The following is a 15,741-nucleotide window of genomic DNA, read 5'->3' as shown; positions in this document are numbered from 1 at the left end:
CATTCAGGCGAATAGATCATCACTTTACCTCGGAGAAATTCAGCTTCTTTTTAGGAATGTCCGCAGTAATGGGCTCGAACCCGGCCATAAGATACATGGTGCAACAAGGCGATTTTAGCAACCAAGAGGTGTCCGAAATCATTGAGCTAATACAGTAAGAGTCGTTTAAATCGACTTCGGTTCGATATCCTCCCCCGAGGCCTTCGGCCGGTTTACTTGATCGCTAATCGCCTTGAGCCTCTGCATCATGTCGGCGAAAGACCATGGGAGATCACCGGGAAACATAACACCCATTTTCTCCCAATCCTCTTCCAGCGCCTTGGCCACCTCCCCTTCCGGCATAATCTTGAGTGAGCCCGGTACCGCTTCGTTCCATTTGGCCGTCGCTCGTTTGAAGTACTTCTGTTTGTGGTCCACAACCTTGGCTAGCAAATCCTGATTTTCAATGAATTCGGGGTTTTGCTCGTGAATCGCGATAACGTCATAGATATGCCGCGACTGACGTTCACCCAGACTCGCCACGCCTCGATGATTGATTTCATGGAGGGCGGTGAGTTTTTCAAAGAACGTGCGATCACATCCCAGAACATCGACGATGCAACTGTCATCGTGCTGAACTCCCAGACCTTCTAGCACCATCGGAGTTACCGCGTGGGTGTCTGACGGCTCCAGGCCAGCCTTCCCACCACACTCAAGCAGCACCCTCGGCCTTATGTATCCGCCAGCTGGCGCCTGGAAAAGCTGAGGGTAGAAAATCTCGATGTCCAGGCCGTTTGGCATCACCTTAACGCTGAAGTCCGAGTGAATCTGCTCCAGTTCTTCAAGCAGGAAGGGAGCCAAAACGTTGTATACGTTATCGGCCGCCGCCGAATTCAGCTTCTCGACTCTCTTTTTTCGAGGAGTGTTCTTTTCCCCACCCTCAGGCTCGGGGTGCCCAAGGAATTTCATATCAAGCGAAAGGTCGATGTCTTCAGACATTCGATCGATGCATTGAAAAACCTTGCTGAGCGTAGTTCCGCCTTTAAACATGAACGGTGTGGAACTCTTCCCGGTATGGCTTGGCTTGAGTTTCTCAAAAAGAAGCTTCAAGACCAGTGTCACATAGTAGTCTTTCTCCAGTACGTAGCTGGGCAATCCCGTTCTCGATGCACCCGCCGTAAACAGGTCCTTCTTCTCGGCGTCACTCAGCGTAAACAGGTACGGTTTAGCCATTGCCTTACTCCAGGATCGGTTGCGCCCACTTCAGCTTGCCCTCAAGCGCTGAAATCAGTTTTTTTTGACCTTTCTCTGACAGCGAGAGATAAACGTTCTTGAACACATTTTCCTCTCGCTTCACATGCTCCTTTCCGGCGTACTCAAGTGCTACCCACAATCGAGCGGCCGTTTCCTTTTCACTCTTTGACAGTCCACTCAGCTGTTCCACTGCGTGTTCAAAGGCCTGGCTGTATTTGAACTCGATCTGGGCCTTTCCCAGCTTGATCGGCTGGATACGTTTCGTCGTGATAAATACAGGCTTCATTGGCATTTGGGTCGACGCCCCGAATTCATTCAGGGCCTTTGCGCCTGAAGGCACGACAAAGGCTTTCCGTTCCTTTGCGAGAACCGAAACAACCTTCTCTGGAGTAGCAAAGGCAGGCCCGAACCGGGTCGGCTTGGGCCGTTGCCATAGGCCTCGTTCGAGGGGCGCAACAATCTCGGCTTCCTTCAGTTTCTTGAGGCTCTGAGAAATGAGGGGACCATGGCCTCCGAAGCGCTTCACCAACTGCTTATGCGTAAAAACGCCCCCGTAAGGCTGCCTCTTTACGTACTCCGCAACTTTTTCGCTGATGGTCATTGCCTTAACCCTTTAAAAATACTCGGATAACGAGCCAACTCGCTAAACAGATTGTATACCATTCTGACGAATTTTTCACCAACTATCAACGAGGGCAGAAAAGCCAAGGATCTATGGCGCTAAGAATGTTCGCTTTTGTTTAGCTGAGATCTGTGAGTAGCCGTCGCTAAAGCGAACATTCAAATTAAGGGATAACGACAGTGTAAAGGGCCGGTTCGGAGCGGCAGCGGAAAACTGGTCCCGTTGACGCATTGGCTAAAGGTCATTCTTCCTCAGGGTCAAAAGGTATAGTTAGCGATACTGTTAGATGCTGGGTTATTTCTGGCATGGATCAACTGGCGGGAACATGGGGCTGAGATTCCTAAAGCGGGATTCAGCAGTTGCGTCCGTTCAGGCGCAAGCCTATCGTGAAGCAGATATGACCCGGACGGGAGTTCACCTGTGAATACCCAGCATGCCATGGCGGGAGGGGCACCGCGATTGCGTTTATTCATGCTCCTCGTGTTGTCGCTACTACTCACCGCCTGCGGCGATTCGCCGCCTCGCTATCAACCTCTGGCGCAGGACTCGGTGGTACTGGCATTCGGGGACAGCGTTACCCACGGCACCGGAGCTGGAAAGGGCGAAGACTTCCCCTCACTGCTGGCAAAGTCAGCCGGCTGGAAGGTCGTCAATGCCGGCGTGCCGGGTGACACCGCCAGTGAAGCCCGTGGACGCATCGCGGGAATGCTTCAGAAACATGAACCAGACCTGGTGATTGTGGAACTGGGCGGTAATGATTTTCTGCGGCGCCAGTCTGCCAGTCAGGTAAAGGAGCATCTTCGGGAAATCATTACCGCCGTTCGCCGGTCCGAAGCCGTGCCTGTGCTGGTAGCGGTACCAGAGTTCTCCGTGTTCGGCGCCAGTGTGGGCAGCCTCTCAGACTCGCCCATCTATGAGGAACTGGCCGAAGAAGAGCGCATCCTGCTGATCGACGATATTTTCTCCGAGGTACTTTCTGACGAGGGCCTGCGGGCCGACCGGATTCACCCCAACGCCAGGGGCTATCGCAAGATGGCTGACGGCATTGCCGCGGCGCTCACTGAGGCGGGCCTGAAATCTCAGATAGACCCGTAAGAGAATGAGTTACAGACCTATTACTAAAACGAAGTGGCCAGAACTCCCGACGTAAATCACCATAATGTGGCCGCGGATCGTAACCCTATCTTGGCCGCTTTTGTTTAATAGCCAATCGCCGATGCTTTGTCGAGCTGCCCCCAAATTTGCGTAGTTCGCCTCAATTAGTTCGAAAACAAAAACTTCGTGCCAAGCATCACTCGGCACGGAGTCATTACAGTCAGGGCTTTTAGGATTCTCGAGGCGGGAGAATACCCAGGTGGCTAGACCGTCAGGTGCTTCTTGATGAGTTCATCCGTCAGCCCCGCAATCTCATCCTCAGCAACCCGCCGCCCCCGATCCAGAATCGCAAACCGATCCGCATACTTCCGTGCAAACGGCAACTTCTGCTCAACCAGTAGCACCGTTAACCCATCTTCTTCGATCAGCCTCCGAATAACCTCCCCAATCTGCGCCACAATATTCGGCTGAATCCCCTCTCCCGGTTCATCCAGAATCAGCAGCCTGGGTTCGATCACCAGCGCCCGTCCAATGGCCAGCTGCTGTTGCTGCCCACCGGATAGATCGCCGCCTCTGCGGTGCCGCATTTCCTTCAGCACCGGAAACAGCTCATACACCCGCTCGGGGATTTTCTTGCTGCCGTCCTTACGCACAGCCAAACCAGTGCGCAGGTTTTCCTCCACAGTCAGCAGCGGGAAGATCTGCCGTCCCTGGGGCACGTAGCCAATGCAGAGCCGTGAGCGGTCTTCGATTTTCTTTTTGGTGAGTTCCGCATCCTGGGCAAATTCGATGCTGCCGCTTTTGGTGGTTTCCTCGCCCATGATGCATTTCATCAGGGTGGTTTTGCCCACGCCGTTGCGACCCATCACGCAGGTGCACTGGCCCTGGGGTACGTCCAGGTCCAGATCCCAGAGGGTGTGGCTTTCGCCGTAGTATTGGTTGAGCTGTTGGATCTTGAGCATTACGCCTCCTCCCCGAGGTATACCTTGATCACTTCCGGGTCGTTGGAGACCTGGTCCATGGTGCCTTCGGCCAGCACGCTGCCCTGGTGCAGCACGGTGACCTGGCGGGCGATGGAACGCACGAAGCCCATGTCGTGCTCCACCACCACGACGGACTGTTTGCCGGCCAGGCTGGTGAGCAGTTCGGCGGTGCGTTCCATTTCCTGTTCGGTCATGCCCGCTACGGGTTCGTCCACCAGCAGCAGCCGGGGTTTCTGCATCAGCAGCATGCCGATTTCCAGCCACTGTTTCTGGCCATGGGAGAGGATGCCGGCGGGTTTGTCCCGCAGTTGTTTCAGGCCGATCATTTCCAGAACCTCGTCGATGCGGTCGCGGAATTCCGGTTTCATGATGGCGGTCAGCGTGGGCAGGATGCGCTTGTCGGTGGCCATGGCCAGTTCCAGGTTCTCGAACACGGTGAGGGCTTCGAATACCGTGGGTTTCTGGAACTTGCGGCCGATGCCCAGGCTGGCGATGTCCGGCTCGTTCTTGGTGAGCAGGTTGTGGCGGCTGCCGAACCACACGGAGCCGGTGTCCGGGCGGGTTTTACCGGTGATGATGTCCATCATGGTGGTTTTACCCGCGCCGTTGGGGCCGATGATGCAGCGCAGTTCACCGTCGTCGATGGTGAGGTTGAGGTTGTTGATGGCCTTGAAGCCGTCAAAGCTCACGTTCACGTCTTCCAGATACAGGATCGGGCCGTGGCGCACGTCCACCGGGGAGGCTTCGGGCGCGAGGAATTCGAACACGCGCTCGCGGTTGGTCAGTTGCTCGAACATGCTCATGCAGTGGCCTCCTGTGGTTTGGGTTTGGATGGATCGGCGTTGCTGTCCTCATCCGGTTTCTGGCGTTTCTGCAACAGGCCGGCGATGCCCTTGGGCAGGAACACGGTGACCAGCACAAACAGGCCGCCGAGGGCGAACAGCCAGGCGTCCGGCATGACGCCGGTGAACACGGTTTTGGCGTAGTTCACCAGGATGGCGCCGATCACTGCGCCGTAGAGGGTGGCGCGGCCACCGAGGGCGACCCACACCACGATCTCGATGGAGAACAGCGGCGAGAATTCGCTGGGGTTAATGATGCCCACCTGGGGCACGTACAGCGCCCCCGCCACCCCCGCCAGCATGGCGGACACCACGAACACGAACAGCTGCACCCGCTCCACGCGGTAACCCAGGAAGCGGGTGCGGGCTTCGGCATCGCGGCAGGCCACGCTGACCCGGCCCAGCTTGCTGGTGACAATGCCGCGGCAGATCACGTAGCCGATGGCCAGTGCGATGCCGGTGGCGATGAACAGCCCCAGCCGTGTGGCATCGGTGCGCAGGTTGAAACCGAGAATATCGCGGAAGTCGGTCAGGCCGTTGTTGCCGCCAAAGCCCATTTCGTTGCGGAAGAAGGCCAGCATCAGCGCAAAGGTCAGCGCCTGGGTGATGATGGACAGGTACACCCCGGTCACCCGTGAGCGGAACGCCAGGAAGCCGAACACCAGCGCCAGCAGGCCCGGGGCCAGCAGCACCATGATGAAGGCGAACCAGGCCATGTCGAAGCCCTGCCAGTACCAGGGCAGCGAATCCCAGTTCAGGAATACCATGAAGTCCGGCAGCACCGGGTCGCCATACACACCGCGATCGCCGATCTGGCGCATCAGGTACATGCCCATGGCGTAGCCGCCGATGGCAAAGAAGGCGCCGTGGCCCAGGCTGAGAATGCCCAGGTACCCCCACACCAGATCCACCGCCACCGCCAGCAGTGCGTAGCACAGGTATTTACCCAGCAGGGTGACGGTGTAGGCGCTGACGTGCAGCGCATGGCCTTCCGGCATGATCAGGTGCAGCAGGGTGACCAGCGCCACCGCGGCAAACAGCACCCCGAGGAATATCTGTGTGGAACGCTCCTGTAATGGCCGGAGCAGCCAGGTTTGTGATGTCGGCATAACTCAGCCCTCCGCGGCCCGGCCTTTCTGGGGAAAGAGTCCCTTCGGGCGTTTTTGAATGAACAGGATGATCAGTACCAGCACCATGATCTTGGCCAGTACCGAGCCGGCCCAGGGTTCCAGGATCTGGTTGATGGTGCCCAGTGACAGGCCCGCCAGCAGGGTGCCCCAGAGGTTACCCACGCCGCCGAACACCACCACCATGAACGAGTCGATGATGTAGTTCTGGCCCAGGTTGGGGCCGACGTTGGTGATCTGTGACAGGGCCACGCCCGCCAGTCCGGCCACGCCGGAGCCCAGACCAAAGGTGAGGATGTCCACGCGGGTGGCGCGAATACCCATGGACCGTGCCATGGCGCGGTTCTGGGTGACCGCCCGCACTTCCAGGCCGAGGCGGGTCTTGCGCATGATCAGCATCAGCCCGGCGAACACCACCAGGGCGAAGCCGATGACGTACATGCGGTTGAGGGTCAGTGACAGGGCGTCGTTGATCACCAGCGAGCCGCTCATCCATTCCGGTGTGGTCACCGAGCGGTTGAGGGGGGAAATCACCGTGCGCACCAGTTGCTGCAGGATCAGGCTGACACCAAAGGTGGCCAGCAGGGTTTCCAGCGGGCGGCCTTTGAGGTGCTGAATCACGCTGCGTTCGATGGCAATGCCCGCCAGCGCCGCCACCAGGAATCCGGCGGGGATGGACAGGATCAGCGCCAGCCCGGGCTGGCCGGGTAACAGTTGCTGCATGCCCCAGGTGGTGTAGGCCCCCAGCATGATCAGTTCGCCGTGGGCCATGTTGATCACGCCCATCACGCCAAAGGTGATGGCCAGGCCGATGGCCGCCAGCACCAGCACCGAGCCGAGGGACAACCCGAAATACAGGGTTTCAGCGGCGCGGTTCATTTTCAGTTTCTGTTCGATGGAGACCAGCGCTTCTTTGGCGCTGGCGGCCAGCGCGGGATCGTCCCCGGCCACGGCGTTGTTGAGGGCGGCGCGGGCGTTGCTGTGCAGGCTGCCGGTCAGAACGGTGATGGCCTGGGCCTGAGCTTCGGCATCGCCCTGCTCCAGCTGGTAGATAGCAACGGATTCTTCAATGCGATTGCGAATCGGACCCGGCAGGTCCCGTTCCAGTAATTTGGTCAGTGGTTTCACCACACTGGCGTTCACTTTGCCCATCATGGCTTCGGCGGCGGCTTCCTGAACCTCGGGGTTGTCCGAATACAGGTCGAGCATGGCCAGCACGCCTTCCAGCTTGCCGCGGATGGCGTTGTTGATGTTGACCCGGTCCAGCTCCCGGCGGGACATCTCGCCCAGGTTCTCCCCGGTGAGTGGGTCGGCGATGGTCCAGTTGCGGCCGACGTTGCGGAGCACTTCCACCACCTGCCCGGTTTCCTCGATACGGCTCAGGCGGTTGTTGCCGAAGGCATTCAGCCAGTCTCTGGCGCGGGGATCACCGCTGTCTACGATGGCTTCAATGGCGGCGTCCATCTCTCTGGATGAGGCGTCTGCCAGGTTGGTGAGCAGCGCCTGCCCCGGATCGGCTTCGGTCTGGCTGTATGCCGGCAGGCTCAGCGCCATTAGCAAGACAAGGCCCAGGGGGTTGAGATGGAGGGCTTTGAGACAAAGAGGCGTGAGCCATCGGAAGATGCCCATGTGTCCGTCCTGTTGTTGGAAATGAATCGTGGGTACTTAGGTCGGGATCACCGGGGCAGTCACGCTGCCCCGGTGTACTTGCTACAGGGTTGCCCCTTCAGATCATTCAGCGTCAGCCAGGGCCTGCTCGCCGGCGGACGCGCCGCAGGTACCGGACTTGACGTTGAAGTTGCCGCACTTCAGCGGGGCGCGCCAATCGGAGATCAGGTCACGGGAACCCGGCAGGAAGTCGGACCAGGCATCGCCGGCCACGGTGGAGGAGGTTTCCCAGACCACGGAGAACTGGCCGTTGTCCTGGATCTCACCGATCAGCACCGGCTTGGTGATGTGGTGGTTGGGCATCATGGTGGCGTAGCCGCCAGTGAGGTTCGGCACGCTCACGCCGATGATGGCGTCTTTCACCGCGTCCACATCGGTGGTGCCGGCCTTCTCGACCGCTTCCACGTACATGTTGAAGCCAATGTAGTGGGCTTCCATCGGATCGTTGGTGACGGCTTTCTCGTCGCCCTTGTACTCAATCCAGGCGTCGATGAAGTCGTAGTTGGCGTCGCTGTCCACGCTCATAAAGTAGTTCCAGGCGGCCAGGTGACCGACCAGCGGGCCGGTGTCGATGCCGGTCAGTTCCTGCTCACCCACGGAGAAGGCCACAACAGGGATATCGGAAGAGGCAATGCCCTGGTTACCCAGCTCGCGGTAGAACGGCACGTTGGCGTCGCCGTTGATGGTGGAGACCACGGCGGTCTTCTTGCCGGCGCTGCCGAACGTCTTGATGTCAGAGACAATGGACTGCCAGTCGGAGTGACCGAAAGGCGTGTAGTTGATCATGATGTCGGCTTCGGCCACACCCATGTCTTTCAGGTAGGTTTCCAGGATCTTGTTGGTGGTGCGGGGGTACACGTAATCGGTGCCCGCCAGAACCCAGCGCTCAACGCCCAGTTCGTTCTTCAGGTAGTCCACCGCCGGAATCGCCTGCTGGTTGGGCGCTGCACCGGTGTAGAACACGTTCTCGGACGACTCTTCGCCTTCATACTGTACCGGGTAGAACAGCAGGCCGTTGAGCTCTTCCACCACCGGCAGTACGGACTTGCGGGAGACCGAGGTCCAGTTGCCGAAGATCACGTCTACCTTCTCTTTTTCCAGCAGCTCGCGGGCTTTCTCGGCGAACAGCGGCCAGTTGGAGGCGGGGTCGACCACCACGGCTTCCAGCTGACGGCCGTCGATGCCGCCTTTGGCATTCTGCTGTTCGATCAGCATTTCCATGGTGTCTTTCAGGGCGGTTTCACTGATCGCCATGGTGCCGGACAGGGAGTGCAGAATACCGACCTTGATGGGATCTTCCGCGGCCATGGCGTGGAAGGATACCGACAGCGCCAGTGCAGAGAGGCCCAGCTTCACGTGTTTCTTGATGCTCATGTTGTGAGTCCTTTTATCTTCGTTGGGTTATGCCGTTCGTCGTAAACGCACTTCCCTCTCTGCATCTGCCGTTCCACATTACCTGTATATTCAGATAAAACAGTCAGTTATCTAGTATACAAGCCACCACTCCCACCACAGAGCAGGACTAAACCCCACCCAACCCCCTGTTTTCCGGTCCAGTTTTGGTGCGGTCGCACCGGCCTTGGGCATTCCCTTTCGCACCAACTTTGAACGCCATTTTATTAACCAATTGTTTTGTATGGCTTTTAAAGAAAAATCGTCAAATGGCACGGGCATTGCCAATCAGGATGTATACAAGATGACAACCTGCACGAGGACAACCCATGCCTTCAACACGTGGATGGACACTTCAGGACTGGCGCGCCGCCTATGATCAGGGCCAGCCCCCGGAAACACTGCTGAGCGAATTGCTCGCCAGCCTGGATACTTCCAATAAAAAGGATGTTGCCTGGATCTCGCTGATCGACCAGGCCGGTTTAAAGAAGGCCCTGGCCGAACTGGATCAATTAAAGCAACAGGCCGGCAGCGATCTGGCAGCCCTGCCTTTATACGGTGTGCCATTCGCGGTGAAGGACAACATTGATGCCGTGGGCTTTGAGACCACCGCCGCCTGCCCCGCCTACAAGTATGCACCAGAGCGGGACGCCGCCACCGTCTCCCGCCTTAAAGCCGCCGGCGCGGTGCTGATCGGCAAAACCAATCTGGACCAGTTCGCCACCGGGTTGGTGGGTACCCGTTCCCCTTATGGTGCGGTGCCCAATACCTTCAAGCCGGAAATCGTCAGCGGTGGTTCCAGTTCGGGTTCCGCCTCGGTGGTCGCCCGGGGTCTGGTGCCTTTTGCCCTGGGTACCGACACCGCCGGCTCCGGCCGGGTGCCGGCGGGGCTGAACAATCTGGTGGGGCTGAAACCCACCAAGGGTCTGTTCAGCATTGAAGGTGTGGTGCCGGCGTGCAGATCCCTGGATTGTGTGTCCATTTTTGCGCTGACGGTGGGCGACGCCGGTGCGCTGCAGGACGTCATGGCCGGGTATCAGCCGAGCGATGCGTTTTCCCGCAAGGCGCCGGCTAACCTGCCCAACGATGGCCCCGCCATTCGCCGTGGCGGCCCCATCAAACGCCTGGCGATTCCCGAGCATCCGCAATGGTTTGGTGACCGGCAGGCGGAAGCGGCCTGGAACACGGCGGTCAGCAACTGGCGCCAGCAGGATGTGGAACTGGTACCGATGGATTTTGCACCGCTGCTGGAACTGGCGGCACTGTTGTACGAAGGCCCCTGGGTGGCCGAGCGCCATGCCGCGGTGGAAGCGTTTCTGGCCGACCACGCCAGTGACATGAACCCGGTGGTTAAAGGCATTATCGAAAAAGCAGGCAACTTCAGCGCCACCGACACCTTCAAGGCCCTGTACCGCAAGGAAGAGCTGGTGCGCGCCATTGATGAGCAGTTGCAGGATGTCGACGCCCTGCTGGTGCCCACCGCACCAACCGCGCCCACCATTGAAGCGGTGAATGCGGACCCCGTCACCCTCAACAGCCAGTTGGGCACCTACACCAACTTCGTCAACCTGGCGGATTTCTGCGCCCTGGCGGTTCCGGCGGGCTTCCGGGATGACGGCCTGCCCTTCGGCGTCACCCTGATCAGCGGCGCCTGGAAAGACGCGGAACTGCAAAGGCTGGCCTGCCAGTGGCTGAACGCCCACCCCACGCCACTGGGTGCAACCGACTGCAAACGACCGCAGGAGCTCCCGGTCAGCCCGGCTCCGGCGGACACTATCACGGTGGCCGTGGTTGGCGCCCACCTCACCGGCATGCCCCTGAATACTCAGCTTACCGAGCGCAACGCGGTGCTGCTGGAACAAACCACCACCTCGGCCAACTACCGGCTTTACGCCCTGCCCAATACCACGCCCCCGAAACCCGGGCTCAAGCGCGTCGGCCCGGATGAGGGCTGTGAAATGATCGTGGAGGTGTGGCGGATGGCCAGTTCCGAATTCGGCTCCTTTGTCGACCTGATCCCTGCGCCTCTGGGCATCGGCAATGTCGAGCTGGCCGATGGCCGCTGGGTCAACGGCTTTATCTGCGAAGGCTACGGCCTTGAAGGCGCCCGCGACGTGACCGAATTCGGTGGCTGGCGCGCTTACATCACTGCACTCAAATCCGGCCAGGCCTAAGGAGATCTGCCCCATGTTTAACAAAGTTCTGATCGCCAACCGTGGCGAAATCGCTGTACGCACCATTCGTACCCTCAAGGCCATGGACGTGGGCAGCGTCGCGGTCTATTCCCATCAGGATCGCCACAGCCTGCACGTCACCCTGGCGGACGAAGCCGTGGCGCTGACCGGTAACGGCGCCAGTGAAACCTACCTCGACAAGGCCCAGATTCTGGCCGCCGCCAAGACAACCGGCGCGACGGCTATTATTCCCGGCTACGGCTTTCTGTCAGAGAATGCAGACTTCGCCGAAGCCTGCGAAGCGGAAGGCATCGCCTTCATCGGCCCTACCCCGACCCAGATGCGGGAATTCGGCCTGAAACACCGGGCACGGGAACTGGCGGAAGCCGCCGGCGTGCCCCTGGCGCCGGGCAGCGGCCTGCTGAACAGTCTGGACGAAGCCCTGGGCGTGGCCAATCAGCTGGGCTACCCGGTAATGCTGAAAAGCACCGCCGGCGGTGGCGGCATCGGCCTGACCCGCTGCAACAGCGACCGCGAACTGCGGGAAGCCTTTGAAACCGTCCGCCGCCAGGGCCAGAGCTTCTTCAATGACAGCGGCGTGTTCCTGGAGCGCTTCATCGCCCGCGCCCGCCATGTGGAAGTGCAGATGTTCGGGGATGGCGAAGGCAACGTCGTCGCCCTTGGCGAGCGGGACTGCTCCCTGCAGCGGCGCAACCAGAAGGTGGTGGAAGAAACCCCGGCGCCGAACCTGCCGGCGCCCACCCGCCAGAAAATGCTGGATGCCGCCGTGTCCCTCGGCCAGTCGGTGAATTACCGCTCCGCCGGTACCGTGGAATACATTTACGACGAGGAACGGGACGAATTCTATTTCCTGGAAGTAAACACTCGCTTACAGGTAGAGCACCCGGTGACCGAGTCTGTCACCGGTCTGGACCTGATTGAGTGGATGCTGAAGATCGCCGCCGGCGAAAGCCCGGATCTGGCGAACTTCCAGCCGGAGCTGAACGGCGCGTCCATGGAAGTGCGCATCTACGCCGAAGACCCGCTCAAGGACTTCCAGCCCTCCCCCGGCGAGCTAACCGATGTGCACTGGCCGGAGGACGGCGTGCGGGTCGACAGCTGGGTGGAAAACGGCAGCGAAGTGTCTGCGCATTATGACCCGATGATCGCCAAGCTGATCGTTCACGGCAAAGACCGCGACGACGCCCTGACCAAACTGAAAGCCGCCCTCGCCGAGACCCGGCTGATGGGCATTGCCACCAACCTGGATTACCTGCGCCAGGTGGTGGCCCAGAAGAGCTTTGCCGATGGCATTGTCTCCACCCGCGCGCTGGAAAGCTTCGAGTTCAAACCCTCGGTCGCCGAGGTGGTGAAACCCGGCACCTACACCACCGTGCAGGATTACCCCGGGCGCATGGGCTACTGGAACATCGGCGTGCCGCCCAGTGGTCCGATGGACGACTACGCCTTCCGCATCGCCAACCGCATTGTCGGTAACCACCATGAGGCAGCCGGACTGGAAGCCACACTGATTGGCCCCAGCCTGAAGTTTCATAAGGATTCGGTAGTGGCGCTGACCGGTGCGCTGACCGAAGCCACACTGGACGATAAACCGGTGGAGTTCTGGAAACCCATCACCGTGAAAGCCGGCCAGGTTCTGGCCGTCGGCAAAGCCATCAAGGGCTGCCGCACCTACCTGGCCGTGCGCGGTGGTTTTGACGTGCCGGTGTACCTGGGCAGCCGCTCCACCTTCGCCCTCGGCCAGTTCGGCGGCCATGGCGGCCGGCCTTTGCGCCCCGGTGACATGCTCGGCATCAGCCAGATCGACCTGCCCGCCTGTACCACCACCGCCCCGACCCACGACCCGGCCCCGGCAGACCCTGACCTGATCCCTGACTATCCAGACCACTGGGAAATCGGCGTGCTCTACGGCCCCCACGGCGCCCCGGATTTCTTCACCGAAAAGTCCATCGAGAAGTTCTTCGAGCAGGACTGGGAAGTGCACTACAACTCCAACCGCCTGGGCATCCGCCTGAACGGTCCGAAACCGGAATTCACCCGGGAAGACGGCGGCGAAGCCGGCCTGCACCCGTCCAACATTCACGACTGTGAATACGCCATCGGCTCCATCAACTTCACCGGCGACATGCCCGTGATCCTGACCAAGGATGGCCCCAGCCTGGGCGGCTTCGTGTGCCCGGTGACCATCGCCAAGGCCGAGCTGTGGAAAGTCGGTCAGGTGAAACCCGGTGACACCATCCGTTTCGTGGCCATCGATAACGACACCGCCGTGAAACTGTCCGAACGTCAGGAACTGGCCATCAACAGCCTGATGGCTCCACCGGTGGTTGACCTGATCTCCCCGAACCTGGCGCCGCTGAACGACCTGTCCGCCACCATCCTAGCGTACCTGCCTGAGAAAGAAGGCCGCCCGGAAGTCACCTACCGCCAGGCCGGCGACCAGTACATCCTGCTGGAATACGGCCCCAACGTCATGGACCTGGGTGTGCGCATGCGCATCCACGCCCTGATGGAAGCCATCGCCGACGTACAACCCGGTGGCTTGCTGGAACTCTCCCCCGGCGTGCGCTCCCTGCAACTGCGCTACGACGCTCGCTTGCTGCCACAGCAGGCGCTGATGGAATACCTGCTGGACCTTGAAGGCACCCTGCCGCCCACCGACGAACTGAAAGTCCGCAGCCGCGTCATCCACCTGCCCATGGCCTTCGAAGACAGCGCCACCCTCGAAGCCGTCGACAAATACCGCCAGTCCGTCCGCGACACCGCGCCCTGGCTGCCCAACAACGTCGACTTCATGCAGCGCATCAACGGCCTCCAGACCCGGGAGGACGTGCGGGATGTGTTGTTCTCGGCCCGCTATTTGGTACTGGGCCTCGGCGATGTATACCTCGGCGCGCCCTGTGCGGTCCCACTGGACCCAAGGCACCGCCTGCTAACGTCCAAATACAACCCGGCCCGGACTTACACGGCGGAAGGCACGGTCGGTATCGGTGGCGTCTACATGTGCATCTACGGCATGGACTCCCCGGGCGGCTACCAGTTGGTAGGCCGCACCCTGCCGATCTGGAACAAATACCTGAAGAACCCCCAGTTCGCCGAAGGCGCGCCCTGGCTGTTACGGTTCTTCGATCAGGTATGCTACTACCCGGTTACCGAGGAAGAACTGGACGAAATGCGCGACCAGTTCCGCGCCGGCCAGTTGGAAGTGAAGATCGAAGAGGAAACGTTTGATCTGAAATCACACCAAACTTTCCTCGATGCCAACGCCGACTCCATTGCCGACTTCAGGAAAATGCAGCAAGCAGCCTACGCCAAAGAAGTGGCACTCTGGAAAGACAGCGAAGCGGAAGAGCTTGATAAACTGGCCAAGGCACCTCCGAAACCAGATGCATCCGATCTGGAGAAATTCGGGGAGTTGGTCAGTGCCGAAATCGCAGGCAATATCTGGAAATGTTTGGTTAAACCCGGTGATACGGTCAACGAGGGTGATCCATTGGTCATCGTAGAGGCTATGAAAATGGAATTCGAAATAAACGCCACCCAGTCCGGAGAAATCAGTGCACTACACACCTCCCCAGGCAAGGCCGTCACCCCGGGAGAACCTATACTAAGCATCAAAATCTAAGGGACTCCAGCACAGGAGTATGTAGCGGTGGTGGGGGGAGTCTTTTTTAAAAACGTCGCCTGTCTGAGCAAAGCGAGTTCAAGCGACGTTTTTAAAAAAGACTCCCCCCATCGCCGCCGCCCCCAAAGCCAGAATGCCACAGTCATCGCAAGGCCAAAGATATGACTCGCAAAACAACCGTTAAACGCAAAGAAAGCATGGCCGACCGGGTTTATGAAGCCCTTAAGGATGACATCTTTGAGTTTCGCTTGATTCCTGGTGACAAGTTCAGTGAAGGCGATGTCGGAACCAGACTGAGCGCCAGCCGGACGCCCGTGCGAGAGGCTCTTTACCGGCTGCAGCGGGAAGGCTACGTAGAGGTCCTGTTTCGCAGCGGTTGGCAGGTCAAGCCGTTTGATTTCCAGCAGGTCGAGGAACTTTACGATCTTCGTATAACGCTGGAACGGGCTGCAATGCACAAGATCTGCGCCCTCGACGAACAACCCCAGGCCGTGCGAACGCTGACGGCGATCTGGAACCCGGATCATCCCTCAGAGCGTGCTGTCGGCAGCACCGTTCGGGCACTGGACGAGAGTTTCCATTGCGATCTGGTCGCTGCCGCCGGTAACCGGGAAATGACCCGTATCCATCGGGAAATTACCGACCGTTTGCGGATTATCCGCCGGCTGGACTTCACCCGGGATGATCGGGTGGACGCGACCTACAAAGAACACTCAGAAATTCTAGCGGCACTTCGAGCAGGTGATGCAACCGACGCAGCGGACAAACTCACTCGGCACATTCGCATCTCCCAAAAGGCCGTTCGGGAAATCACCATGGAGCGAATTCGTGAGGCTGCAGAAGCCCATCGTGGCGGGCGAAAAATTGCTCCGGAGAGCGCGTAAATACTGAACCCAGGTTCATTTTACGCCTACTCAATGGGCTCACAGATCTGTAGGAGATATCGCACATCATCGAGA

General features: G+C 59.4%; 11 protein-coding genes. 4 read left to right on the top strand and 7 right to left on the bottom strand.

Annotation, left to right across the window (positions count from 1 at the left end; genetic code table 11):
* Positions 1-165: 165 nt before the first annotated feature.
* Complete coding sequence (locus Q0Y21_RS02440) at positions 166-1,212, bottom strand: nucleotidyl transferase AbiEii/AbiGii toxin family protein (protein ID WP_297791192.1); 1,047 nt, start codon at positions 1,210-1,212, stop codon at positions 166-168.
* Between the two features lie 4 nt (positions 1,213-1,216).
* Positions 1,217-1,834 (bottom strand): DUF6088 family protein, encoded by a 618-nt coding sequence (locus tag Q0Y21_RS02435; RefSeq protein ID WP_297791190.1) that lies wholly within the window; start codon positions 1,832-1,834, stop codon positions 1,217-1,219.
* Between the two features lie 441 nt (positions 1,835-2,275).
* Between Q0Y21_RS02435 and Q0Y21_RS02430 the strand changes: the two genes are divergently transcribed.
* Positions 2,276-2,950 (top strand): arylesterase, encoded by a 675-nt coding sequence (locus Q0Y21_RS02430; RefSeq protein WP_297791188.1) that lies wholly within the window; start codon positions 2,276-2,278, stop codon positions 2,948-2,950.
* Between the two features lie 263 nt (positions 2,951-3,213).
* Here Q0Y21_RS02430 and urtE read toward each other — a convergent pair whose 3' ends face one another.
* The 5 genes from urtE to urtA all read right to left on the bottom strand — a co-directional run bounded on the left by urtE (position 3,214) and on the right by urtA (position 8,944).
* The gene (gene urtE / locus Q0Y21_RS02425; protein ID WP_297791186.1) at positions 3,214-3,912 is read right to left on the bottom strand and encodes an urea ABC transporter ATP-binding subunit UrtE; all 699 of its coding nucleotides are present in this window, start codon (positions 3,910-3,912) and stop codon (positions 3,214-3,216) included.
* Positions 3,912-4,736 carry an urea ABC transporter ATP-binding protein UrtD gene (urtD, locus tag Q0Y21_RS02420; RefSeq protein ID WP_297791184.1) on the bottom strand — a complete coding sequence of 275 codons (825 nt, stop codon included), beginning with the start codon at positions 4,734-4,736 and terminating at the stop codon, positions 3,912-3,914. Before urtD ends, urtE begins: the two co-directional genes overlap by 1 nt.
* Positions 4,733-5,884 carry an urea ABC transporter permease subunit UrtC gene (urtC, locus tag Q0Y21_RS02415; protein WP_297791182.1) on the bottom strand — a complete coding sequence of 384 codons (1,152 nt, stop codon included), beginning with the start codon at positions 5,882-5,884 and terminating at the stop codon, positions 4,733-4,735. The genes urtD and urtC overlap by 4 nt, the downstream gene beginning before the upstream one ends.
* 3 nt (positions 5,885-5,887) lie before the next feature.
* The gene (urtB, locus tag Q0Y21_RS02410) at positions 5,888-7,456 is read right to left on the bottom strand and encodes an urea ABC transporter permease subunit UrtB (RefSeq protein WP_297792482.1); all 1,569 of its coding nucleotides are present in this window, start codon (positions 7,454-7,456) and stop codon (positions 5,888-5,890) included.
* A gap of 177 nt (positions 7,457-7,633) precedes the next feature.
* A complete protein-coding gene (gene urtA / locus Q0Y21_RS02405; RefSeq protein WP_297791180.1) occupies positions 7,634-8,944 on the bottom strand; it encodes an urea ABC transporter substrate-binding protein in 1,311 nt (436 codons plus the stop codon).
* A gap of 347 nt (positions 8,945-9,291) precedes the next feature.
* On the opposite strand from urtA, the gene atzF reads away from it, so the two are divergent.
* From atzF to Q0Y21_RS02390, 3 genes are all read left to right on the top strand, one after another.
* Entirely contained in the window at positions 9,292-11,136 is a 1,845-nt protein-coding gene (atzF, locus tag Q0Y21_RS02400; protein ID WP_297791178.1) for an allophanate hydrolase, read from the top strand.
* A 13-nt stretch (positions 11,137-11,149) separates the two neighbouring features.
* Positions 11,150-14,782, top strand: a complete 3,633-nt coding sequence (gene uca, locus Q0Y21_RS02395) for an urea carboxylase (protein WP_297791176.1) — start codon at positions 11,150-11,152, stop codon at positions 14,780-14,782.
* Between the two features lie 161 nt (positions 14,783-14,943).
* Positions 14,944-15,666 (top strand): GntR family transcriptional regulator, encoded by a 723-nt coding sequence (locus Q0Y21_RS02390; RefSeq protein WP_297791174.1) that lies wholly within the window; start codon positions 14,944-14,946, stop codon positions 15,664-15,666.
* The last annotated feature ends 75 nt before the right edge of the window (positions 15,667-15,741 follow it).

Origin of the sequence: uncultured Marinobacter sp. (genome assembly GCF_947259545.1) — a bacterium.
Lineage (GTDB): Bacteria > Pseudomonadota > Gammaproteobacteria > Pseudomonadales > Oleiphilaceae > Marinobacter.
The sequence above is the reverse complement of the archived record's forward strand: the minus strand, read 5'-3'. Positions and strand labels throughout refer to the sequence as shown.